This window comes from Stomatohabitans albus, assembly GCF_036336025.1.
In the GTDB taxonomy this organism is placed as follows: domain Bacteria; phylum Actinomycetota; class Nitriliruptoria; order Euzebyales; family Euzebyaceae; genus Stomatohabitans; species Stomatohabitans albus.
On sequence record NZ_JAYKKE010000001.1, the window covers coordinates 277,412 to 300,516 of the forward strand.

The 23,105-nt window shown below is 52.0% G+C and carries 19 protein-coding genes and 1 pseudogene; 10 read left to right on the forward strand and 10 right to left on the reverse strand.

Annotated features, from left to right (window positions below; translation table 11 throughout):
* Positions 1-5: 5 nt before the first annotated feature.
* Complete coding sequence (locus VCU37_RS01115) at positions 6-1,124, reverse strand: ribonuclease D (protein WP_336248792.1); 1,119 nt, start codon at positions 1,122-1,124, stop codon at positions 6-8.
* An 82-nt stretch (positions 1,125-1,206) separates the two neighbouring features.
* Here VCU37_RS01115 and VCU37_RS01120 point away from each other — a divergent pair, with 82 nt between their 5' ends.
* Complete coding sequence (locus tag VCU37_RS01120; protein ID WP_336248793.1) at positions 1,207-2,073, forward strand: PIG-L family deacetylase; 867 nt, start codon at positions 1,207-1,209, stop codon at positions 2,071-2,073.
* Positions 2,074-2,149: 76 nt separating this feature from the next.
* Here the strand turns inward: VCU37_RS01120 and VCU37_RS01125 are convergent, their stop codons facing one another.
* The 3 genes from VCU37_RS01125 to VCU37_RS01135 form a co-directional block, all read right to left on the reverse strand.
* Entirely contained in the window at positions 2,150-3,481 is a 1,332-nt protein-coding gene (locus VCU37_RS01125; RefSeq protein WP_336248794.1) for a TIGR04053 family radical SAM/SPASM domain-containing protein, read from the reverse strand.
* Between the two features lie 140 nt (positions 3,482-3,621).
* Entirely contained in the window at positions 3,622-6,834 is a 3,213-nt protein-coding gene (locus VCU37_RS01130; protein WP_336248795.1) for a cell wall-binding repeat-containing protein, read from the reverse strand.
* Positions 6,835-7,060: 226 nt separating this feature from the next.
* Complete coding sequence (locus tag VCU37_RS01135) at positions 7,061-8,020, reverse strand: 4-hydroxy-3-methylbut-2-enyl diphosphate reductase (protein ID WP_336248796.1); 960 nt, start codon at positions 8,018-8,020, stop codon at positions 7,061-7,063.
* A 54-nt stretch (positions 8,021-8,074) separates the two neighbouring features.
* Here VCU37_RS01135 and trkA point away from each other — a divergent pair, with 54 nt between their 5' ends.
* Genes trkA through VCU37_RS01150 form a run of 3 tightly spaced genes read left to right on the forward strand, consistent with a single transcriptional unit; the run spans position 8,075 to position 12,492 of the window.
* On the forward strand, positions 8,075-9,430 hold the full coding sequence (gene trkA, locus VCU37_RS01140; protein ID WP_336248797.1) for a Trk system potassium transporter TrkA: 1,356 nt from the start codon (positions 8,075-8,077) through the stop codon (positions 9,428-9,430).
* Entirely contained in the window at positions 9,430-10,977 is a 1,548-nt protein-coding gene (locus VCU37_RS01145) for a TrkH family potassium uptake protein (RefSeq protein WP_336248798.1), read from the forward strand. The genes trkA and VCU37_RS01145 overlap by 1 nt, the downstream gene beginning before the upstream one ends.
* Before the next feature lie 18 nt (positions 10,978-10,995).
* Positions 10,996-12,492, forward strand: coding sequence for a TrkH family potassium uptake protein (locus VCU37_RS01150; RefSeq protein WP_336248799.1), 1,497 nt, complete (start codon positions 10,996-10,998; stop codon positions 12,490-12,492).
* A gap of 40 nt (positions 12,493-12,532) precedes the next feature.
* On the opposite strand, the gene nth is transcribed toward VCU37_RS01150, so the two are convergent.
* The 4 genes from nth to VCU37_RS01170 are packed head-to-tail and all read right to left on the reverse strand — an operon-like array spanning position 12,533 to position 15,874.
* Positions 12,533-13,282: an endonuclease III gene (nth, locus tag VCU37_RS01155; protein WP_336248800.1), complete on the reverse strand. Its 750-nt coding sequence runs from the start codon at positions 13,280-13,282 to the stop codon at positions 12,533-12,535.
* A complete protein-coding gene (locus VCU37_RS01160; RefSeq protein WP_336248801.1) occupies positions 13,279-14,295 on the reverse strand; it encodes a sensor histidine kinase in 1,017 nt (338 codons plus the stop codon). The genes nth and VCU37_RS01160 overlap by 4 nt, the downstream gene beginning before the upstream one ends.
* A 26-nt stretch (positions 14,296-14,321) precedes the next feature.
* Entirely contained in the window at positions 14,322-15,062 is a 741-nt protein-coding gene (locus VCU37_RS01165; protein ID WP_336248802.1) for a response regulator transcription factor, read from the reverse strand.
* A gap of 8 nt (positions 15,063-15,070) precedes the next feature.
* Positions 15,071-15,874 carry a phosphate signaling complex PhoU family protein gene (locus tag VCU37_RS01170; RefSeq protein ID WP_336248803.1) on the reverse strand — a complete coding sequence of 268 codons (804 nt, stop codon included), beginning with the start codon at positions 15,872-15,874 and terminating at the stop codon, positions 15,071-15,073.
* 187 nt (positions 15,875-16,061) lie between these two features.
* Here VCU37_RS01170 and ppk1 point away from each other — a divergent pair, with 187 nt between their 5' ends.
* On the forward strand, positions 16,062-18,128 hold the full coding sequence (gene ppk1 / locus VCU37_RS01175) for a polyphosphate kinase 1 (protein WP_336248804.1): 2,067 nt from the start codon (positions 16,062-16,064) through the stop codon (positions 18,126-18,128).
* A 40-nt stretch (positions 18,129-18,168) separates the two neighbouring features.
* On the opposite strand, the gene VCU37_RS01180 is transcribed toward ppk1, so the two are convergent.
* Both VCU37_RS01180 and uppS read right to left on the reverse strand, forming a co-directional pair.
* Positions 18,169-18,732 carry a dTDP-4-dehydrorhamnose 3,5-epimerase family protein gene (locus VCU37_RS01180; protein ID WP_336248805.1) on the reverse strand — a complete coding sequence of 188 codons (564 nt, stop codon included), beginning with the start codon at positions 18,730-18,732 and terminating at the stop codon, positions 18,169-18,171.
* Between the two features lie 88 nt (positions 18,733-18,820).
* Entirely contained in the window at positions 18,821-19,594 is a 774-nt protein-coding gene (uppS, locus tag VCU37_RS01185) for a polyprenyl diphosphate synthase (RefSeq protein WP_336248806.1), read from the reverse strand.
* Positions 19,595-19,701: 107 nt separating this feature from the next.
* Here uppS and pfkA point away from each other — a divergent pair, with 107 nt between their 5' ends.
* The 5 genes and pseudogenes from pfkA (at position 19,702) to VCU37_RS01210 (ending at position 23,089) form a co-directional block, all read left to right on the forward strand.
* The gene (gene pfkA, locus VCU37_RS01190) at positions 19,702-20,691 is read left to right on the forward strand and encodes a 6-phosphofructokinase (RefSeq protein ID WP_336248807.1); all 990 of its coding nucleotides are present in this window, start codon (positions 19,702-19,704) and stop codon (positions 20,689-20,691) included.
* 24 nt (positions 20,692-20,715) lie between these two features.
* Complete coding sequence (gene greA, locus VCU37_RS01195) at positions 20,716-21,180, forward strand: transcription elongation factor GreA (protein ID WP_336248808.1); 465 nt, start codon at positions 20,716-20,718, stop codon at positions 21,178-21,180.
* A gap of 715 nt (positions 21,181-21,895) precedes the next feature.
* The gene (locus tag VCU37_RS01200) at positions 21,896-22,054 is read left to right on the forward strand and encodes a hypothetical protein (RefSeq protein ID WP_336248809.1); all 159 of its coding nucleotides are present in this window, start codon (positions 21,896-21,898) and stop codon (positions 22,052-22,054) included.
* Positions 22,055-22,247: 193 nt separating this feature from the next.
* Positions 22,248-22,445 (forward strand): annotated as a pseudogene (locus tag VCU37_RS01205) (6-phosphofructokinase); the annotation flags it as partial.
* A 485-nt stretch (positions 22,446-22,930) separates the two neighbouring features.
* Complete coding sequence (locus tag VCU37_RS01210) at positions 22,931-23,089, forward strand: hypothetical protein (RefSeq protein ID WP_336248809.1); 159 nt, start codon at positions 22,931-22,933, stop codon at positions 23,087-23,089.
* Positions 23,090-23,105 lie beyond the last annotated feature (16 nt).

The window sequence follows — 23,105 nt, forward strand, 5'->3', positions numbered from 1 at the left end:
AGAATCTACGCTTGGTTATTCAACACCATCTCAGCCAGACTGTCTCCAAAGATGTTCCATTGCCAATCACGTAAATGGAAGGCTTCACGCACCGCTTCGGGATTGTCTGGCTCAGCCATAATCGCAGGGCCAACCGTTTTCGTGGGGAGCACCATACCTGGGTCGATCCCGATGTCTTGAGCAACTTCGTTACGGAACAGCCTGATATGGTCTATCAGCCGTTTTTGTGTTGACGATGGCCGGTTCCGTTCCTGATGGTGGGCAAATTCGGGTTCCACCATCGGATTCTTCAAGACATCGATCAATTCATCACCATAGGTGCGAACCATGCGTCGAGTCATACCTCGTCCGGGGAGGTCAATCGCTTGGGTCACCGGTTCCGCGGCCAAGTCCGTAACGACGGCATCAGGCAGAATCAGGTTCGGTGCCATATCTTGTTCACGGGCAATCGCTTCTCGCCAATCCCAAATCGCTTTCGCTCTGGCACGCGCGCGATCGTTGAGACGGCCCACACCCTTCGTTTTGTGCCAAGCCCGACGTTCTCGTGGGTCCGGTTGGGAGCGGAGATGATCAAGCTCCTCAACGTACCAATTCCACCGCCCTCTAGCTTCTAATTCATCAGCCAGCACCTCCCATAAATCGGGGAGGTCAGCAACATCACCTGCAGCATAGGAAATCTCATCGGGTGTAAGCGGGCGACGCTCCCAAGGTGATCGTTGCATGGCTTCCTTATTGGCATCCAAATCAACCCCAAGCAAATGATGCAATAAATCCGCCAAACCGCGCTCATAACCTAAAAAGGCGGCTGCGAGACTCGTGTCCTCGATCAGTTCTGGCTGGAGGCCTAGCCGTGCGAGTGGCCATACATCGTTTTCCATTGCATGCAGAATCAGGCACTTATTCGCAAGCCAGTCCGCAACTGGTTCCCAATTTTGTAACGTAACAGGGTCAAAGAGCGCGACCTTGCCGTTGCCACCAACCTGTACGAGGGCTGCACGCAACCAATAGGCCCTTGCGTCATCACGCTCGACATCAGCGCCCACAGGGTCCATATCACCTAGCCAGTCCAGGGCAGCTTCAACATCCTTGTCGTTATTGACAAGACGGACACGATCGAGGGGCACGGGTTTCCTTAAATCACCTTTACAACGTTTAAGGCACACAGCGTAGGTCACAAAAGCTGATCGTGCGTGTCAACCTGGAGGAATGTCTATTACTCCTCGCCTCCTTGCTATTCATGCTCACCCTGATGACGAGTGCATCTCCACGGGTGGTGTACTCGCTGATACGGTTGCCCGCGGATACCACGCAAAGGTCCTGACCTGCACAGATGGTCGCCGCGGGGAAATTGTTGATCCCACCATGGATGCCCAAGCCGTCGCCCCGATTCTCCATGAAGTTCGTGAACGAGAACTAGCAAACGCCATGGAGATTTTAGGTGGGGTGGATTATGAACTCCTTGGATACCACGATTCCGGCATGGTAGGCGATGACGGAAATAACGACCCCGATACCTTTTGGCAAGCCAACGTGGATGAAGCCGTGCGTCGAGTGGTAGCGGTCATTCGTGACTACCAGCCCGCTGTTGTTATTCTCTATGACCCATGGGGTGGATACGGACACCCTGACCACATCCAAGCACATCGGGTTGGTACCCTCGCGGTTGAAGCGGCAGCTGTTTCTGCCCTTTACCCAGAAGCCGGTCCAGCCTGGAATGTACCTAAAACGTATCAAACCGCGTTTACTAAACGGCGTGTGGCCGATTTAAATGCCCAGCTCATCGCACGCGGGTTAAGTACCCCATTTGGTGAAGAAACAAATCCGGACAATATCGTCTCCGGGGTCTACGACCATCAGGTCACCACTCGCATCGATGTTCGGAACTACCTCAAAACAAAGCTTGCGGCGCTCAAGGCGCATAAAACTCAAGTGCATGACACATCGCACTTCTTTAATTTTCCCCCAGACTTGGAAGAAATGTTTTATGGCTACGAAACTTTCCGGCTGGTTCGTGCCAACCACTTCCCCACCACCGAAGAGTCAGATATTTTTGAACAGCTCGATACGTACTAAGCGCCGAGACGGGGTTGCAGCTATTGCCCAACCCCGTTTATAGCAGGGCTTGCCGGCCCCAACACCCCAGCCTGGTTTACCGGATTGGCTGTTTGGTAAGGAGCTCTTCGGGATTCCAATCTTGGGCCGCTGGAGGTACGTAGACACAGTTCGGGTCTGAGGCATACGGGTCACCGGTAAGGGCATAGGCCGTTGATCGACTCCCCCCGCAAAAGGAGTTGTAATCGCATACGGCGCATTTACCCGTCCAACTCTTAGGGTCACGTAAACGCTTGAATGCCTCGGTGTGTTTATAAATATCTGCAAATGCCTCAGTTTTTACATTGCCACAATGGATGGGCAAGAACCCGCTGGGATAGACATCACCAATGTGGTCTACAAAGGCAAACCCGCTGCCACTGTTGACTGCGAGTGGTGGGCGCGGTGGGCGCTGTGGTTGCTCCTCAATCGGGCCAAGGCGTTTAATTGTTTCTTCCGTGAGATAGTGGTACAGCTCCCCGCGTTCACCGGTTGACTCACCTTTTTGCCGTTGAAACGCAACTCGACGGTATTGGGGAGCCTCTGTGGTTTTAATGGCGATGCGCGTACTCACATCGTGGAGCCAATGCAGCACATCCTCACGTTGGGCAGCATCCATGGCAGCCAACATGGCTCCACGCCCCGTGGGCACAAGGAAGAAGATGTACCACATCCAGGCGCCCGTCTCCATCGCCGTTTGAAGCATGGCGGGGCCTTCATGGATATTGGCCAATGTCAGCGTGGAGTTCACCTGTACGCGCATCCCCACATCAACAATCATTTTCGCTGCTTTGACTGTGGCATCAAAAGTGCCACTAAAACCACGGAAGGCATCATGGGTTTGGGGGCTAGCCCCGTCAAGGCTAACTGACATCGCTTTAACACCGGCGTCCTTTAATGCTTCCACCCGTTCACGCGTGAGTAACGGGGTCACCGATGGGCTAACACTTACATTCAACCCGTTTGCGGTGCCGTGGCGCACAAGTTCTTCGAGGTCATCTCGCTCAAAACAGTCACCACCGGTGAGGACCACCATCGGTCTTGGTGGCTCATACGCTGCCAACTGGTCCAACAGTGCTTTGCCTTCTTCAGTGGTTAACTGATCGGGGTGGGCGTGGGGGTTTGCTTCAGCTCGACAATGGGCACACACAAGGCCACATGCACGGGTTACCTCCCAAATCACAATGAACGGTTTTTCATTGAGATCATGCTTGAGGGTACGCACAATCGGCCCTTTACCCCCATGAGGATGGCCACCGGGATGACCGCCAGGATGACCACCTGGATGACCGCCAGGATGACCGATATCAGCATGACTATGTCGGTGGTCTTGTCCGTGTGCGTGTTGAATCGGGTGTGCACCCAGGACGTGTTCATGCGAATGTGCCATTTCCACAGGGTACCTGACCAGGGCAGTTCAGTGGCCCTCTCTGCCCTGGTATCTGATGGCCAATAGGCCTGTAGAAACGGGGTGATGATCAGCATCACCCCGTTCATTCCCCCTTATGTACGTTGAGGATCGCCCTTTCGCTACGATTTGGCCGCAAGTCCAACTAACGCTTCATCACGAATGCGAGTTGGCCCGCCATAGACCATCACATTGGTGATGGTGGGATGGCTTGTAATCCAAGCAGCCACGGCTGGAGAAAGGGTGTCATCCATCAGCATGATGGGGCCATTTGCTTGGGCAATATGGGCACCACCTGCAAGGGCATCTGCAAAATCTGCAGTCGTCGCAAATCCCACAGCACCAGGTTCGCTAAAGAAGTGCTTGGCTACGGCCAGACTTAAGTCTTTGCCGTCACGACCCTGGACCGATTCACGCGCACTACCGGCTTGTGTTGCAACCGATCCAATCGCCGTTACCGGAAGCTGGGAGTGTGCCGTTAAGAAGGCTTCAGTTTCAGGAGCCATGGACTGACCGTTGGTCAGCAAGGATGCACCACGAATATGTGCCGCAGCCGGACCAGCAATAAGGTCTGCCTGCCAGTCGCTGCCGTCGACAAGCAACACGTGGGATAATCGGCCGGCATTATGTAGTCGGTTGGCCGTTTCAACTGCAGTACCTGCTCGGTTCTCTCCGGCTACCCGTTCCACCTGTCCACCTATCGCAGTGACCGCTTCTTCAACCGTCGTAGTAAGGGCTGCCGTCCCACCCATCATGATGACTTTTCCGCCACGAGGTAAAAGCCGCTTAATTTCACTGGCCGCTACTGGGTGCAATGCATCAGATTGGGTTAACAAGATCGGTGCGCCGATCGCATTCGCAAGCGGTACAGCAGAGACGCTGTCGGCGGCAATATCAGCGCGCGCAAGAATGACGGCTGGTACCTCACCAGGGAACTGTGCAGCCGATAAAGCTCCCGCTGTTTCAAAACGCGTTTCCCCGGCGAATCGCCTGATAACGCGGCCTTGCGAGGCAACCCCAGGGTTGTTCTGATCTGCTCCAGTTTGGCTACTCGGTGGCTGGGAAGCAGGGGAAGTATTCGACCCTGGACTCACCGGTGACTGAGGATTGACTGGCGACTGAGGATTAACTGGCGGCTGCGAAGCCGGAGTATAGGTCTGTGGTCCTGCTTGACTGGCATTCGTCAACTTTGGGTCAATGATGGCCCGAATAGCATTGGTATTGACCGTTCCCCAATAGTTGTTACGCGCGTCAAAGGCTTCTCTCCTTGATGTCGTAAAGGTAGAGCTGTAATTAGGTTGTGTATTTGGCAACATACCGGAGATACGGGATACATCGTTGTAGTGGAATTGCACCACCCCATTCCCCAGCGGTGTGCTCTTGGGGTTCACCATAGCAATACCCCCATTGAACACATTGTGTTCAACCGTTACGTCCGTGACAGCAGGACCGCCACCTGGTGATTGGTCAAAGACTGAAAGTACCGAAAAACTCGGGGATGGCTCAGTGAACGTAAAGGTGTTGGCGTTGATCGCAACATGCGGGCGACTGATTTTAATAAATTGGCTTGATTCTTGCGGCTTTACCCCTGAGAACTGATTCTCAGTAATTACCGACCGCGCCTTATTGGCAACATTTGCATAGAGATCAATTGCGGGGACACCGACGGTGGGCGTAAAACTGATCTTGTTTTTATGGAAGACCAATTGCTGGTCCTGCCCCTTACCAACGAATACTTGCATGTTGTTGATAGTTGAGTTGGTGAGTACAAGATGTTTCCGGTCGGGGGTAAACGGCATGGTGGCGTTAAAGAGCATCGACCGTGCAAAGTAGAAGGGCGGTTTACCCGTAAACACACTGTTTTTCACCACAAGCGTGTCATTAGGATTGAATGCTTTGTCTGTTACGGTTGCCGTGAACCCGTTGAACTCGACAGGTGAATTAATAATTACCCCGGTACGAGACTGAGGGAACTCCAACACCGTACGCTTCTTGTGATCATCACCGCCAACACCAGCCGGTGTCGTATCACAGCCAATAATCGTTATCTTGCCCCTGGCATCAATCCCCTGCGGTAACCGCTGGGGTGCACAAGTCGTCACCCTGATGGTGGCCTGCTCAACCTTCGGGTCTCGTAACGCTGCCGTTGCCTTGGTAATGGCATCAATTAACCCATGTTCCGTCTTGACCTCAAACACCGGAACGGTTGGCGCACCAGGGGGGTTCGGGTTATCTTCAGACAACGGATGGTCTGTGCGTGCCGCCACGGTGTGCCGATTCAATGCGCCCCAATGGTTCTGTGTGGCATCAATATTGGTCGGTGGGGTAATGGTTTCCTTCGCACCGTTGACGTCACCGCCAAAGGGCAGCATTTTGTGTGAACCGTTTACGTCATTGCGATTAAAGTGAATGGCGTCATAGGCCAACGGCTGTCCAGACGCATTGAGCATCACATAGGGTGCTCGAATCTTGTTATTTAAGATATGCACATCAGTGACAGGCAACCCAACTGATGGTTCTGGATTGACCACATTGAATGCCATCGCATCAGGGTGTGGCCGATCCATGCTGAACGTATTGCCTTCAATGTGGACTCGTGGACGCCCAATGTGAATGAACGCCCCAAATAGCCAGGTCTCATCAGCCGTAAAGTGGTTATTCACCAGGCGTACTTCCCCAGGCGGTTCCTGAACGGGGTGGAGATCGATCATTGGATTGTTAACCCGTGGGGCATAGTCAATCGTGTTGTTGCGTAACTCGTAGGTGGCACTGGCAAAATCACCCGAATGGACCCGTGCTCCGACAATGGTTGAGTCACTAATACGAATATGTTTACCAGCACTGGTACCGTGCTCAAATGCTACGTCGAATAACCGTGGCTCAGTCACACTCATCGGAACGTGTTGGGTGATCACGCTATTGCGAATCGTAATGCTGTCACTGAGTTTAAAGAGGTAGTTATTAAACCCAATGACAACGCCATGCAATTCGAGGGGAGACCGTACCGTGGACCCATCAAATACTCCGGCTTGAAGCAGTGGTGACCGTTCGGTTCGTGCATTGCCGTTTACCCCGGCTGCTTCATTACGACACCCGATAATGGCGATGGTGCCCTTCGCATGGATATCCCTCGGAAGTAACTGCTGGTCACAGGTTGATAAGGTAATGTGAACCCGCTGTCCTGGATGGGCTTCCAAGTATTGCGTGGCTTGGGTTACCGCATCACGTAAGCGATTGGGGCTATTGACATCAATCGTGTGATTGGCCGCTGGGATACCCTGCGCTGTCACTGTTCCAGGTGGTTGCTGGGGTGCTCCTTGAGCAGTAGCTGGCACTGCAAGGGTTAGGGTGCACAAGCATGACAGCAAAACGGAGGTTACGCGTAGTCGTTCCATAGGTTCTCTCTGGTCAGTAGGTATGGTAATGCCGCAACTGCGTGGTGTGGCACAAACAAGTGGATGACCGCACTATAACCGATTAGCTAAAGCTAACCTAAGTGATTTGGTCCTACGTACCGAAGAATAGATACCGTTTTTCGCTCATACGCCGTTGTTGGGTGGCCTATCGGTTTGCCACCGGCAATGACCGCAATTTAGATGGCAATGCAAAATGCATGTCTTCTTCAACCACATCTAAGAGTTCAACAACGGCCCCACGTGGACGAGCTTTTAACCATTTAATTACACCCTGAACAAGTGCATCAGGTGCGCTTGCACCGCTCGTGAGGCCCACCGTATCCACACCCTCTAACCACGCCGGATCAATACCATTTGCATCGTCGATCAGATGTGACGCGGCCCCATAGGTGCGTGCGACTTCCACCATACGGTTGGAGTTGGATGAATGGGCTGAACCAACAACTAACACAAGGTCAGACTGTTCAGCAAGCACCTTCGTCGCATCCTGACGGTTTTGGGTTGCATAGCAAATGTCCTGGCCCTTGGGTTTACGCACATTCGGGAACTTTTCACAGATGGCCGCAATAACCTCACGGGTTTCATCCACGCTGAGTGTGGTTTGGGTGATGTAGGCCACATTGTCAGGGTCGTCAAGCTCAAGGGCCATCACATCTTCAACGGTTTCTACAAGCACCATTTGGTCTGGGGCCTGCCCCATCGTGCCAATGACTTCTTGATGGCCCGCGTGTCCAATCAAAATAATGGTTTGGTCTGCTGCCGCATGACGCCGAGCACTTGCATGCACCTTGGTGACAAGTGGACAGGTCGCATCAATATGATCCAACCCGCGGGCTTGGGCATCTTCACGCACATGGGGCGGGATACCGTGGGCAGAAAACACCACTGGCGAACCAGAGGGCACATCATCTAAATCCTCAACAAATATGGCACCCTTTGCCTCTAAATCAGCAACCACATGAACATTATGCACAATGTGGTGGCGAACATAGACCGGTGCGCCATAGTGGGCCAGTGCCGTTTCTACGATTTCGATTGCACGATCAACCCCTGCACAAAACCCACGAGGAGCTGCAAGAAAAACAGTGACTGGTGACGGTGACATGCATTACAGGCTACAGGTCGCAATATCATCGGAGACGACTAAAGGAGGAACTGGGTGTACATCATCATTGTGGGCGCCGGCGAGGTGGGTACCCATCTCGCAGAATTATTGAGTACTGAACAGCATGATGTGGCTGTCATTGACTCGATGCCTGAGCGGGTTCGCCAGATCTCAACCCAGCTTGACGTACTGGCCATTGAAGGCACTGGGGTCTCTACCTCCGTACTCCAACGAGCGGGAATTGAGCAAGCCGACTTGCTTCTGGCGGTTACAAACGATGATGAAGTCAACATCGTTGTATCTGCTTTAGCCAAGCGTATGGGGGTGGAAAACACGGTTGTCCGTATTCACAATCGAGAATTGCGTGAAGACAATCGTGAGTTTGTCTTGAGCCTGTCACGTGCAGATCAAGTGATTGACCCAGATACATCAATCGCTGATGCGGTTGTACGGTTACTGAAATACCGAGGGGCGCTCAATGTCACCGAACTTGCGGGTGGTGAATTACTCCTCCTGGGCGCTTGGGTGACTGAAGATTCTCCGATCAAGGGGCAAACATTAAGCGAGTTGGCGAAGGCCCGTCCAGAGCAATGGAACCATCTCTTTGTTGGCCTAACCCACGACGGGCAGACATCTATTCCTCGTGGGAACGCATCCATTGAGGTGGGTGACCAGGTTCGCGTACTGTGCACGCGCAAGGCTGGGCCAGAAGTCACCCGAATGCTCGGGATGGCAACCCATAATCCCAAACATGTGTTGTTACTCGGCGGTGGGGATATCTCAGAGCTTGTTGCACAGCGTATCCAATACCGTGTGCGGAAATTATTTATCATCGAGCGCAATTTAGAACGAGCCCAATATCTCGAAGAAAACTTGCCAGCCGCTATTGTCCTTCACGGCGATATTGCAGACATTGAGTTATTGGAGGAAGCCGATATTCAACGTGCAGACAGTGTGGTCGCATTAACAGGTGAGGACGCGGCAAATATCACCGCATGTTTATATGCCAAGCAAGCAGGTGCCCAAGAAACCATTGCTGTTGTACACCGCCTCAGTTTGCTCCCAATGATGAAACATGCCGGTATTGACGCGGCAATCAGCCCCCGTACCTCGTCAGCCGATGCCGTTTTGCAGCTTGTACACAAAGGAATAACGTCGATTTCAACCTTCTTGGACAGTGAAATTGAGTTAGTAGAACTTGAAGTCCCCGTTGACAATCCGATGGCAGGCCAACGCCTCATGGACATGCATTTACCCAAAGATGTCTTAATCGGCGCAGTGGTCATCGATGGGAAGGTTGAAATTGCCCGCGGGATAACGACCATTCCAGCCGGTGGCCATATCATCGTGATATGTCCGCCCGAGCGGATTGAAGATATCCGAAAAGCATTCTGCGAACCTGGAACCTGATGGCGTCAAAGCGAATCAGCATAGGACGTCGGTGGCGCGACCGAATCGTTATCCCCTGGTATCGGCATCCATCGACTACTGGCGTCTTACTCGCAACCAGCATGGCCCTGTGTTCGGTGGGACTGAGCATTTCAACCGTTGTTGAAGGGATCTACGATGGACCCAACACCACCCGGATGGCTTGGTGTTCCGGTGCCTATGGACTTATCAGTCTGGTGTTGTTTTTAACAACAGAAACACCTACGACAATGAAACGCCGGTCGGTGTTTATTGCAACGACAGGGATTTGGCTCTCCCTGCCCTTGATTGGCATGGTGCCATACCTCCTGACTGGTACCGTGACCGACCCCATCAATGCGTGGTTCGAATCAACAAGCGGGTTCACCGCTACAGGATCAACCATTCTGGGTGGAGACATGCTTTTAGGCGTAAGTAAGGGCATGTTATTTTGGCGCTCCATCACCCAGTGGATAGGTGGGATTGGTGTTGTCGCGCTCTCCCTGCTTGTCTTGCCCTTCTTGGGGTCTAAGGGTATGGACCTCCTCGGTGTCGAAGCCCCCGGACCGATCAATGAACGGCTCGCACCACGCGCTCGTGAAACCGTTCAGATCATCGTGTTCGTCTATATGCTGCTCACCGGCGCATGTGCGGTGTTGTACGTTGCGCGTGGTATCCCAACCTTCGATGCGATCAACCATGCCCTCACCACCGTGGCAACCGGTGGATTTTCAACGCGGCCAACCTCCCTACTTGAATGGAGTGACGACCCTGTCATTGTGCTAGGTGCACCCTTTTTCATGTTCGTATCTGCCTGCAACCTCAGCCTGGTGTGGGCCATTGGCCGGGGACATATTCGTGATGTACTCCGTGATGGTGAGCTGCGGTTCTTTATCTACTGGACATTAACCGCGGTCGGGCTCGCCTGCGTCGTCAACGGATTGCAGTTGGGGTGGACTACACAAGTATTCACCACGACCTTGTTCACTGTAGTGAGTTTTATCACCACAGGTGGACTCGATGTTGTTGATTTCTCGGCATGGCCCCCCCTCTCAACATTCATTCTCTTTATCGTGCAATTCCCCGGAGGAATGACCGGTTCCACAGCCGGTGGTATGAAAATGATGCGTATGACCGTGATGGCACGGTATGGGCTTGCTGAGGTCAGTCAGCAAACCCGTCCCCACGAGATCATCAGTGTTCGACTCTCACGGACAAGTCCAGGGATCCCCGACAAGATCATTAAGAGTGTGCTGGGCTTTATGGGGATGTTTATGGCTATCTGGGTGGTTAGCGTTGGCGCGATGACCGCAATCGGCGTCAGTGTTGAGACCGCGATGTCTGCCACCACATCAAGCCTGTCCAATGTTGGTCAGGCCTTAGGCGAGGTCGCCAATGGCGACTTCACCGTACTGCCTAAACCAGCGCTGATTGTTGCCCTTGTCAATATGGAAATTGGCCGTCTTGAGATTCTGCCGGTGCTCATGATGTTCTCAGCCATTCGAGATTCTCTGATGGACGCCAGCCCCTTTTCATCAAATATGCGCTAATCTCTGTCCCACTCTTCTATGAAACGTCGTCTCCCACTTCTTGCTGGACTCCTCATTGGATGGTCCTCAGCAGTTACCTCGACTTCACTTGCCATCGCGAGTGCCCTTGAGTTTCTCACCCATGGACCCCACGGCGTACCCCTCGTGATTTCAACGTTCATCATGGTCGCGGTAGCTGCACTAGGTATATACGGATGTGCTGCCCCTGCACATATTCATCGCCGTCACGTCTATACCGCAGTAACCATTACCTGGATCGTTATTACGCTACTGGGTGCCATTCCCTACGTGCTTACCGGGGTGATTAGCAACCCCCTTCAGGCATGGTTTGAATCAACGAGTGGGTTCACAACCGTTGGTTCATCAACGCTTTCTGGTGAGTATCTAGATCACATCGGCTATGGCGTTGGGTTCTGGCGGGCATCAACGCAATGGATTGGCGGTATTGGTGTCGTTGTCCTTGCGGTGATGGCCTTGCCGGTACTAGGCGTTGGTGGTCTTGAACTGGTTGGTGCAGAAGCACCGGGACCAACGACGGATAAGTTCACCCCGCGGGCCAATACAAATGCGTGGCGTCTCGCTGGGGTTTATTTAACGCTAACCGTGTGCTGCGCCTTGTTTTTGTATAGCCGTGGTTTAACCCCGTTTGAAGCCGTCACGAGTTCCTTTACGACGGTAGCAACTGGGGGGTTCTCCGTTAAGTCCACAAGCTTTGCAACCTTCAGTAATGACCCCATATTGCTGATTGGACTCACTTTCTTTATGGCGTTTGGGGCAACGGATATGGGCGTCTTTTGGCGGGCCTGGCGCGGGCAATGGCCGTCCATATGGGTGCACGGGGAACTTCGGGCCTATCTCGGTTGGATCGCAGTTGCGTGCGCCATTGTGGCTGGTGCAAACGCCTTTGCTGGAGTTGCCGACCCCATTAACTCGATCTTCACAACCGTTTCCTTCCTTACCACAACAGGGTTTGCGTCAGTGTCGTGGGATGATTGGCCAGCCATCAGCCTCTTCATATTGCTCGTTACGATGTTTACGGGCGGGATGACCGGGTCAACAACGGGCGGTCTTAAAATCCTGCGCTGTCAAATTTCATGGCAAGTCATGAAAAATGAACTGATGCTTGAACAGCGAGAGCACCAGATTGTGGCTGTCCGCATTGGGCCTGGCCAAGCGCGTATTCCTCGTAATGTGGTGCGCAGTGTATTGGCCTTCCATATTGCCTTTATCGTGCTCTGGCTCTTTAGCGTAGTAGGAACCACGATGTATGGATTTGACCCGTGGACATCTATTGCAGCGGTCACCTGTTCAATGAGCACCATCGGTATCACCCTGGGTGGACTCAGTCACGGTGACTGGAGTGTGTTGCCTCCAGGTGCCCAGTTCATTCACATTATTGACATGCTGGCTGGACGCCTTGAAATCCTCCCGATGGCCGTAACAATCCGAACCCTTGCTGAGTGGATTCGTTATCGATCAATGGGTTGGAATACGAGCTACTTTGCCGATGCCTAAGCCGATAGCGATGACAACTCCTCGGGTTTGGGCGTCATACCTACTCCCCCATACCGCGAGCCTGCCGTGCTTTATCTGTTCGACCCGCAGCCAAACTTGATGGGCAAAGCGTTTCAACGGGGCATCGGTAACAAGCAGGTTTCAGGGCATCACAGCAACGCCGACCATGCAAAATCGTTACTAATGAGGCATTTGACCACTGGTCTCGCGGATACATGCGTTTGAGGTCTTGTTCGATTTTCACGGCATCACTATGCCGGGTATAGCCCAAGCGTTTACTCAATCGAATGACGTGGGTATCAACCGCAATTCCTGCGTCTGGGTCAGTAGCCATAGCCTCAGGGAAGGCACCCGATTGGACTACATTGGCTGTTTTTCTCGCAACCCCTGGCAACGTAATCAGCTCAGCAATCGTTTGCGGGACGTCACCGTCAAAGCGTTCGAGAATCCCTGCGCACAGACCACGAATACTCTTGGCTTTTTGCCGGTAGAACCCCGAGGACTTAATGTCTTGTTCTAATTCCTCTTGGGGAACAGCTAGGTAGTCTTCCGGCTCGTGGTATTTCTGAAAGAGTGACGCCGTGATCTTGTTAACCATCACATCAGTTGACTGAGCACTGAGTACGGTGGCAATCAATAACTCCAGCGGGGTTGTCCAGTTCAATTCAATAACCCCGTCACCATACGTTTCAACAAGGCGTTGATGAATAATCGGTAGCCGTAGGGTTTTACCACTATCACGATCAATCGGTCGTCCAGATGGCCCAGTCAAAACAGGCGGTGCGGTCATACATCATTCCCTTCTACGGGGATATGCACACTAAACCTGGTCCCCTGCCCCAGCGCTGATTCCACGGTAATCGTTCCACCCATCTGTTCAACGGCGTGACGGACAATGCTCAGCCCTAATCCGGTTCCTCCTGCTTCACGACTTCGTGCCTGGTCAACGCGATAAAAACGTTCAAAGATACGATCTAGATGTTCCTCGGCAATCCCTAGCCCTGTGTCACGTACCACGATTTCGATGCGGGTCGGCTGACGGCACGCTGTAATCACAACTTCCCCGCCAGGCTTATTGTATTTCACGGCATTTGTCAGCAAATTGCTCACAATGGTCTTCATATTCTCGCGGCTGCCTACGACGATGATTGGATCAGGAATATCCGCACGAACCGTCACGTGCAAACTCTCTGCTAGTGTTCCGATGCGGGCTACTTGGTCTAGGCAGATAAACCGCAGATCAAACCCCTCACCTTCGCGACGTTCCCCTTCCTCTATTCGGTTGAGGTCAAGGAGTTCACGAACAAGCTGAGATAACCGAACCGCTTCCTTTCGAATGCGGTGGACCATCTGTTTGGCACGAACAGGGTCACGTTCCATCGCAAGTTCTAGGCTTTCGGCCAACGCCAAGATGCCAGTAACCGGCGTTTTTAATTCATGGCTGGCATTTGCCACAAAGTCACGGCGCATAGCCTGGACACGTTCAACACTTGTAATATCCGTCGCCACGAGTGTTACAACGGCCTTACCTGGCACTTGGCTTGTAGCACATTGGACCACGCTATCGTGCACCTCCACGGTTACTTCTTGGAGCGTGCCTGTGGTTGTGGTTGTTTCAAGCGCATGAACCAATGCGGCATTGCCAAGCGCAGCGACAGGATTATCGGGATCCCAGCGGTCAAGTGAAAAGAGGCGCCGAGCCGCTTGGTTTGCATACACCAGGGAACCGTGGTCAAACTCAATAACCGCTGTCGGAATCGTATCTAAGATGGACCCCAGGCTAGGCACATTCGCGCTGTTCATTGCCTCCCCCTACCCGATATAGATCGTTAGTCGATGAACTTATAACCAACACCACGAATCGTTTGAATGAGCTCTGGCTGTTTGGGGTCCCGTTCTATACGCGCACGAATCCGTTTGATATGGACGTCGAGGGTTTTGGTGTCCCCGACATAATCTGCCCCCCAAATATGTTCAATAATCATGTCCCGTCCCAGGACATGCCCGGCATGACGGACCAATAATTCCAATAGGGCAAATTCCTTCGGACGCAGGTCTACCGATTTGCCACGCACCTGCACCTCATGGCGTTGTGTATCAATGTGCACATTATGCATAGACAGACTTACCGCAGAGTCTTCGTGCCCTTGGTCCCCTACCCGACGAAGAACAGCACGTACCCGTGCAATCAGTTCCCGCATTGAAAATGGTTTCGTTATGTAATCGTCCGCGCCAATCTCAAGCCCTACAACCTTGTCAATCTCTGAGTCTTTTGCACTGAGCATGATGACTGGAACGGTTGACTGTGCACGGATCATCCGGCAAATATCGGTACCTGAACGACCGGGGAGCATCACATCAAGAATAACTAAATCCGGCCTATCCTGTTCAAAGGCAGCCCAGCCAGACACACCATCAAAGGTTGTAACAACGTCAAACCCTTCGGCTTCTAGCCCGAACGCCAATGCTTCATTAATGGCGGCTTCGTCCTCAACGATGAGGATGCGTTGAGTGGGGTCCTGACCTGGCAAACCACCTCCTGGATGAAGGCGATGCGCACTGCCTGCCATTGCTCTCGTTATCCCTGTTCATGACCAGAAGATGGTGTGTCCTCTGGTGGTTGTTGGGATGATGTTTCGTCGGATACCGGCCTTCCTGGTCCAGCATTACCAAGTCCACGACCTTCAGCATGACGGCCAGTAACGACATAGGCGACCTGCTTTGCCAGGTCAACGCCATGGTCACCGATGCGCTCGTAATAGCGCGCAATAAGGGCAAGACTCACACTTTCTTCAACGCTTTGAGAGCCGGTATACAGCTCAGTAAGTAACACCTTGTGTAAGAGGTCTACCTGGTCATCACGGTCTTCAAGATTCTCAGCGGCGTTGGCATCACGTTCTTCCCACGCTTTAATACCCCCGAGATAAATCTGCTGCGAGACTTCAGCCAACTGGGCAATCGTTTCACGAAGCTTTTCAGACATGGATGGGGGATGGACCCAGGCCAACGACTCACCAACGTGGCGTAAGAGGGCCCATGACCGTTCAAGACTTGACGTTACCCGCAACGTGGCGACCACACGACGGAGATCTCCAGCTACTGGCGCCTGTAAGGCTAGCAATCTGATAATGGCATCTTCAAGATTGGCACACTCGGCACTCACTGTGGCGTCAAAGCCGCAGAGTTCATCTGCGGCGGGAGCGTCACCGTCTAAGAATGCTTCTGTCATGGGGTGCACGAGGTTGCCTATCTGTGAGCCGATGGTCACCACGGCTTCTTCGGCAGCGCGCAACTCCATTTCAAAGCCACGGCGGTGCCGTGTTGGGCGGTTTTGATGCAAGAGCAACATACGCTTTACGGGATTTGGTTCTAAGCTGCTCACATCAGGTCCTTTCATCCGGATGGGAACGAGGGTGAAGGCAACCGGCCTCACATCCATATTCACCATATCCGAGGGGCATTCAGGGGTACAGGTACGCTCATGTACGAGAAATACTGCATGTTCTGCTCAAAATACTACTGGTCGACATACCCTATCCCTTCGAAGATATACGCAAGATCGGAAGGTTATGATCAACCCACTCGCTCCATTTCCAGGAGCACCAACCGATGCCCGCTACGGGGACCGTGAATTCTCGCAGCTCAGTTTTAATGCGCGTTTACTGTGTAATGCCCTTGATGAACGTGAACCCCTACTAGAGCGGGTGAAATACCTCGCTATTTTTGCGAGCAATACAGATGAGTGGGTCCAAAAACGCCTTGAACGGTTGGCTACTAGCCCGGACCATGTCACCGACACGCCCAAGTGGATGCGCCATGATCGCCACTTGAGCATTATCCATCATTTGCTCCAGCAAAATGCGACCGATTTAGCCAATATTTTTCACACTATTTTGATTCCGCGTTTACGTGATGAAGGAATCATCATTTCCAATTATGGAGATTTAACTGCAGAGCAACGCGCCGAAATTAAACAAGTTTTCGGTGACACGATGTTCCCCTTGCTCACCCCTTTGGCTATTGACCCTGGTCGGCCATTCCCGCACATCAGCACCCTGAGCACCAATATTGCCATTGAGGTTGAGCCAACCCCAGGGCAACGAGCCCGAGCACGGTTGAAAGTACCGGGTAATTTGCCTCGGTTTGTGGCGGTGAAACCAACAAACCCGGATATAACTGCCGTCTTCGTGCCTATTGAACAGGTCATTATTGCCCACCTGAACTTGCTCTTTCCCAATGTGCCAGTGTTACGCACCGCAGTCTTTCGGGTTACCCGTCATGCCCTGGGTGAATTTGATGAGGGGAGGTCAACAGACCTCCTTGAAACGATTGAGAGTGGCATCTTGCAACGGCGATTTGGTCGAGTCGTCCGAATCGAAATTGAAGATAATCCCGAAGACGAAGCCATGCTTGCTCCATTCTTTGATGACCTTGGTGGTGATGAACACACCGTCATTCGGGTACCGGGGTTACTTGACCTGAGTGGATTATGGCAAATCGTTGGACTCCGCCGTCAAGATCTCAAACATCCTGACTGGACACCGATACGTTCCCGGGCTATTGGTGGACGTGAAGAAATGTGGTCACGCATGCGCGCCGGCGACGTGCTGGTGCACCATCCCTATGAGGACTTTGACTCATCGACACTCCAGTTCATCGAACAGGCTGCGCGTGACCCGAAGGTTGTGGCGATCAAACTAACGATCTATCGCACTACGGCTAAGAATAGTCCGATCGTCAATGCGCTTATTGATGCGGCTGAGGCTGGCAAACAGGTTGTGGCACTGGTGGAGCTGAAGGCTCGGTTTGATGAAGAGGCAAATATTCGTCGTGCCAGGGACCTGGAATCAGCTGGTGTGCACGTGGTCTATGGGTTAATTGGCCTCAAGACGCATACGAAGACGACCCTTGTTGTGCGTGAAGAAAAAGGCATCTTGCGCCGTTATGTGCATATTGGCACAGGGAATTACAACCCCTCAACGGCGGGCATCTATGAGGACCTCGGTATTTTCACGACACGTCCTGACGTGTGCAGCGACCTTTCCCAGCTATTCAATAAATTAACCGGCTATGTGGCAGAAGATACCTATAAAGCCCTGCTTGTTGCGCCAAACCGTATGCGCGATGAGATCGTGGAACGCATCCGTGCCCAAGCAAGTCTGGGTACCAGTGGCCACATCATCATGAAGTGCAACAACTTCGTTGATACCCAGCTCATCAATGAACTCTATGCCGCTAGCCAACAAGGGGTGACCGTACAACTCATCGTACGCACAATGTGTGCAATATTGCCTGGCCGACCTGGCCTGAGCGACAACATTACGGTGCGGTCCATTATTGGACGGTTCTTGGAGCACAGCCGCATCTTCCGGTTTGGTACCCCAGAGACGGGTATGGAATATCTCATGGGGTCTGCCGATATGATGACCCGCAACTTGGATCGCCGAGTTGAGGCAATTATCCCTGTAGTTGATGCGGTAAATCGTGCCCGTTTACAAGAAATCCTTGATGTGGTGCTCCAGCCAGACGTCAAAGCCTGGACGATGGATCCCGACGGATTGTGGCGTGCTCCTACCCCGGATATGACCGAAGATGCCCATGAAATCTTCCAGCGCCTCGCGTTAGCGCGCGCCTAGGACAAATCCTTTACCGTCACCCCATCGGGGCAGATGGGGTTCACGATGAGAACGATGGGTGGTCACCAATCAATTCCCGCAAGGTGGGGTTAGCTTGGTCCTTTTCACTGAGGATTGGGTTCTGCAATGGCCAGTCCACGGCTAAGTCAGGGTCATCCCATGCCACTGCGGGCTGGACAACACCGGCCTGGTAATAGTCAGTTACGTCATAGAGGTAGTCAACATTTTTTACGCCGAGGGTTAGAAAGCTGTTGGCTAATCCCTTGGAGATATACAAGCGGATACGCTCACCATTTGGTTCTTCACCCAGCATGAAGGTTTCAACCTTGCCGAAGGTGGGCGAGTCTGGTCGGATATCGGCGATAGCTGCGAAGGCATAGCCACTGACGACATACACACATTTATCCCACGGTTCAGCGTGGAAACCCCGCAATACTCCAGGCACTGAATGGCTATGGTTTCCCTGCTTGAATTTCACCTCACGCCCAAGGGCTTCTTCTAATTCCTTGACTTGATAGGTCTGGCGAAAAAACCCACGATCATCGCCGAAGGTGTCCCACCGGACGACGAATAACCCGTCAATAGCTGTTGCTTCAACACTCATAGCCTTGGCCCTCTCATTTGTACCGCCACGTTACTGATATTGGAAATAATTGTATTACTTTGTATTTAATTGGATTATGTAAGCTAGATTAGCGCCCAAACCGGCGATTACGTTGTCCGAATTCACGGAGGGCACGCAGGAAGTCAATCCGTCTGAACTCCGGCCAGTAGGGGTCACAAAAATAGAATTCTGAGTGCACACTCTGCCAAAGTAAGAATCCAGACAGGCGAATTTCTCCTGAGGTCCGGATAATTAAATCGGGGTCTGGACTCGTGGCCGTCCAAACATGTTTGCCAATCATCTCTGGTGTTAAATCGGCAATAACATCATCAATGGAATCGCCTTGTTCGGCTCGCTCACGCAATAAGCGACGGAAGGCTTCCGTAATTTCCTCACGACCGCCATAGCCCACAGCTACTTGGAGATGCATACCAGATTCATGTTTGGGCATTGCTGCGACGCGTTGCAATGTTGACCGGAGCGGATCTGGCAAATCCATCTCTGCACCAATGGAGTCAATAGACAAATCTGGCCAACGTTCAGGAGCCTGGTCACAAATACCGTTTACCGCTTCGTCAATAATAGAAACGAGGGCTGACAGTTCTTTAGGATCTCGGTTCAAATTATCGGTACTTAATAGCCACAATGTGACCCATTCAATCCCGAGGTCTTGGCACCAATCGAGAAACTCAAAGATTTTCTCAGCTCCCATCCGGTGCCCCGCTTCTGCACTAGCTAATCCGCGTTCTTGGGCAAATCGACGGTTGCCGTCCAAAATGACGGCCACGTGGCGAGGAAGTACTCCGGCCGTGACTTCTTGTTCTAACTTTCGTGCGTACAACCGGTACAAGAAGCTTGACATATTCCACAGTTTATTAAGCTGTTGGCATAAACGTAATGTTGTTGGCGCCGATTAAGGCTCCAACCTTTATTGTTTAGGTACATACACGCGGATAAGGAAGGCTTCTAATGTCAGATATTTCTCGGATCGCACTGCTTACCAGCGGTGGCGATGCCCCTGGTATGAACGCAGCGGTTCGAGCGGTCGTTCGTTCCGCGGATGCCAAAGGTATTGAGACGATTGCCGTGTCAAACGGCTACCAAGGCATGATTGAAAACAATATGCGACTGATGGATGCCCGAGAAGTATCGGGCATTCTCCATCTCGGCGGCACGATACTTGGAACGGCACGTTCTGATGCGTTCCGAACACCCGAAGGACGAGCCAAAGCAGCCGACAATCTTAACGCACAAGGGGTTGACGGTATCGTCATTATCGGTGGCGATGGCTCACTGACCGGTGGGCAGAAATTAGCCGAAGAACACAACTTCCACGTCATCGGTATTCCGGGCACCATCGACAACGATTTGTCAGGCACTGACTTCACCATTGGATTTGACACTGCGGTCAATACCGCGATGGAGGCGATTGATAAAATCCGCGACACTGCATCTAGCCACCATCGCACCTTCTTTGTTGAGGTCATGGGGCGCCACGCAGGATGGTTGGCCCTGTATGCGGGGATTTCAACCGGCGCAACTGCCGCACTGATTCCTGAGCGAGAAGACGATATTGCTCATATCCGAGAGCGTATCTTTGAGAGTTTCAAACTCAATAAACGCTTTAGCATTATTGTGGTGGCTGAGGGTGAAAACCTCGGTGGAGCAGAAGCCATTGCGGAGATGGTTAAAAACGGCGAAGGCACCGAGAACCTTGACATACGTGTTGCCAATCTTGGGCATATGCAACGCGGTGGGAGCCCATCCATGCGCGACCGTGTACTTGGTGCCCGACTCGGTGACGCTGCCGTTCAGGCTCTGGTTGATGGTAAAACCGGTGTGATGGTCGGTGAGCGCTATCACCAAATCGTCCATACCCCCTTTACCCGATTAAAGACAACCGAGCGGAATGCAGACATGTTTGACCTTGTCGAGATGATGGACCGACTCGCCCGCTAATCTGGCTGACGAACGGAGGATGTTATGGAACAAATGACCCAAGAAACCTTTGACCGTCTTACAGCCGAGTTGGAGGAACTTACCACAACGGTTCGTGATGAAATCACCGAACGTATTGAAATAGCGCGTGACCATGGCGACTTAAAAGAAAACGCTGAGTACCATGCCGCCAAAGATGAGCAGGGTATGAACGAAGACCGTATTCGTGTCATCCAGGCTCGCTTGGATAACGCTGAAATCGTTGAAGACTCAGCCGATACCAGCCTTGCGCGCGTTGGTATGGCCGTCACGATCAAGGAAGATGGTGAAACCTACGACATCTTCCTCGGTTCGCTCGAAGATGCGGCTGATACTGACCTCGAAATCGTCAGTGTAACCAGCCCGATGGGGCGCGCCATCAATGGTTCAAAAGAGGGTGCCAAGGTGACATGGGCTGGCCCCACGGGAACCAAATTTGAAGCTGAGGTTATGAGCTTCCGACAGGTCTAACCCACGCTCAAACGATCTCCACACAGGCTCGCAATGGCGAGCCTGTTATGTTGCTATGACCGCTAGCTAGCAGCCTGTGAACGCGTTGAGCCAATCCGGTTTAGGTCCAAAGCAAAGGACAAGCCTCGGTGAATACACCATCTCATCGGCAATACGTTACCCTGGGGTAGTAGATTTAAGCACAGGCATACTTTATATTGCACATTATTTAGATAATGCCGTAGGAACTGTAAAGAAACGCTATTCAGTGTTTTTATATTCTTCTTTATACGAACTCATCAAAAGTTATCTATATCTTGAGATGATTTAGCGTCCTGTTCTCCCAGGTGGTTTAATTCAACCAGGCAACAGTCAGGAGTTAACATTGTCACACACTAATCACCAGCCCCCCCCTGAAAAGACTAAGATACTGAACCTTAAGACACTGAACCTTAAGACACTGTTTGGAGAGCTCTTCTTTCTTATCCCAATGGGGATGGGACTGTTTGCTTGCAAGGTGTTCAGTTTGTATTTATCTGAATTCAACATTTACAGCTGGCCAGGGAGATATATCTGCCCGTGGTAACGACTACCTGGATTTGTGCATGCATATTTTCTTCAAACGACTTGTACCACGCACGATTGCCGCAATTATTGATGGGGCTTTACTTTATGTGATCGTTCCACATCTTTTGGATTGGTTTCTTAACCCCATCTTCTACTGGACGTGTCACCCATGAACAAGAACAGGTTTCAACATGTAACCAAAGAACGCATCATCGGTTTGGTTATCGCTATCGTTGTCCTGCTGATCATTATCTGGTTCATTGTCCCCCGAGGTGGTCCTGTCCCAGATATTCTCCCCCCGAGCGATCCCGTCCCAGCGTCCTCATAACACCAGAGTGCAACAACAACGGACCAACCGATTGGTTGGTCCGTATTTGATTCACCTTTGTGGCAAGTGAATAGGCAACTTACTTCTTGGGCAGCTTATCCAGGCCCGGCATATCAGCAGGCATATCGAGCTGCGTTTACACATCCGATGCGGGAGCCAAGTTGTATCGCTCCAATGCTTTGCGAACGCACAAGGGGTTGAGGGCATCGTCATTATCGGTGGTGATGGCTCACAGACCGGTGGGCAGAAATTAGCCGAAGAACACAACTTCCACGTCATCGGTATTCCGGGCACCATCGACAACGATTTGTCAGGCACTGACTTCACTATTGGATTTGACACTGCGGTCAATACCGCGATGGAGGCGATCAATACAATCCGCGACTTTTCTTTGCCATCAAAAGTTAGCCCTACCCTTAAACCGTTTGACGCTCCTGCGATACGAGTGGCTTAATAGTGCTGTTTCTGTTTGATGCAGGTTGATGAGTGCATCATGAAGTCACATTTCTCATTACGTTGAACGACCGTTAGGAACGAGCGTTGTCACACACTAATCACCAGCCCCCCCCCGAAAAGACTAAGATACTGAACCTTAAGGCACTGTTTGGAGAGCTCTTCTTTCTTATCCCAATGGGGATGGGACTGTTTGCTTGCAAGGTGTTCAGTTCGCATTTGCTTGAATTCAACATTTACACCTGGCCAGGGAGATTTATCTGCCCGTCGTAATGACTACCTGGGTTTGCGCATGCATATTTTCTTCAAACGACTTGTACCACGCACGATTGCCGCAATTGTTGATGGGGCTTTACTTTATGTAATCGTTCCACATCTTTTGGATTGGTTTCTTAACCCCATCTTCTTCTGGATGTGTTACCCATGAACAAGAACAGGTTTCAACATGTAACCAAAGAACGCATCATCGGTTTGGTTATCGCTATCGTTGTCCTGCTGATCATTATCTGGTTCATTGTCCCCCGAGGTGGTCCTGTCCCAGATATTCTCCCCCCGAGCGATCCCGTCCCAGCGTCCTCATAACACCAGAGTGCAACAA

Coding starts and splice junctions, on each gene's coding strand:
- uppS (WP_336248806.1), bottom strand. CDS start 19,594: ATGTCAAGCTTCTTGTACCGGTTGTACGCACGAAAGTTAGAACAAGAA.
- VCU37_RS01135 (WP_336248796.1), bottom strand. CDS start 8,020: ATGTCACCGTCACCAGTCACTGTTTTTCTTGCAGCTCCTCGTGGGTTT.
- VCU37_RS01160 (WP_336248801.1), bottom strand. CDS start 14,295: ATGAACAGCGCGAATGTGCCTAGCCTGGGGTCCATCTTAGATACGATT.
- VCU37_RS01120 (WP_336248793.1), top strand. CDS start 1,207: ATGTCTATTACTCCTCGCCTCCTTGCTATTCATGCTCACCCTGATGAC.
- ppk1 (WP_336248804.1), top strand. CDS start 16,062: ATGATCAACCCACTCGCTCCATTTCCAGGAGCACCAACCGATGCCCGC.
- VCU37_RS01125 (WP_336248794.1), bottom strand. CDS start 3,481: ATGGCACATTCGCATGAACACGTCCTGGGTGCACACCCGATTCAACAC.
- VCU37_RS01210 (WP_336248809.1), top strand. CDS start 22,931: ATGAACAAGAACAGGTTTCAACATGTAACCAAAGAACGCATCATCGGT.
- VCU37_RS01165 (WP_336248802.1), bottom strand. CDS start 15,062: ATGGCAGGCAGTGCGCATCGCCTTCATCCAGGAGGTGGTTTGCCAGGT.
- VCU37_RS01145 (WP_336248798.1), top strand. CDS start 9,430: ATGGCGTCAAAGCGAATCAGCATAGGACGTCGGTGGCGCGACCGAATC.
- greA (WP_336248808.1), top strand. CDS start 20,716: ATGGAACAAATGACCCAAGAAACCTTTGACCGTCTTACAGCCGAGTTG.
- pfkA (WP_336248807.1), top strand. CDS start 19,702: ATGTCAGATATTTCTCGGATCGCACTGCTTACCAGCGGTGGCGATGCC.
- VCU37_RS01200 (WP_336248809.1), top strand. CDS start 21,896: ATGAACAAGAACAGGTTTCAACATGTAACCAAAGAACGCATCATCGGT.
- nth (WP_336248800.1), bottom strand. CDS start 13,282: ATGACCGCACCGCCTGTTTTGACTGGGCCATCTGGACGACCGATTGAT.
- VCU37_RS01150 (WP_336248799.1), top strand. CDS start 10,996: ATGAAACGTCGTCTCCCACTTCTTGCTGGACTCCTCATTGGATGGTCC.
- VCU37_RS01180 (WP_336248805.1), bottom strand. CDS start 18,732: ATGAGTGTTGAAGCAACAGCTATTGACGGGTTATTCGTCGTCCGGTGG.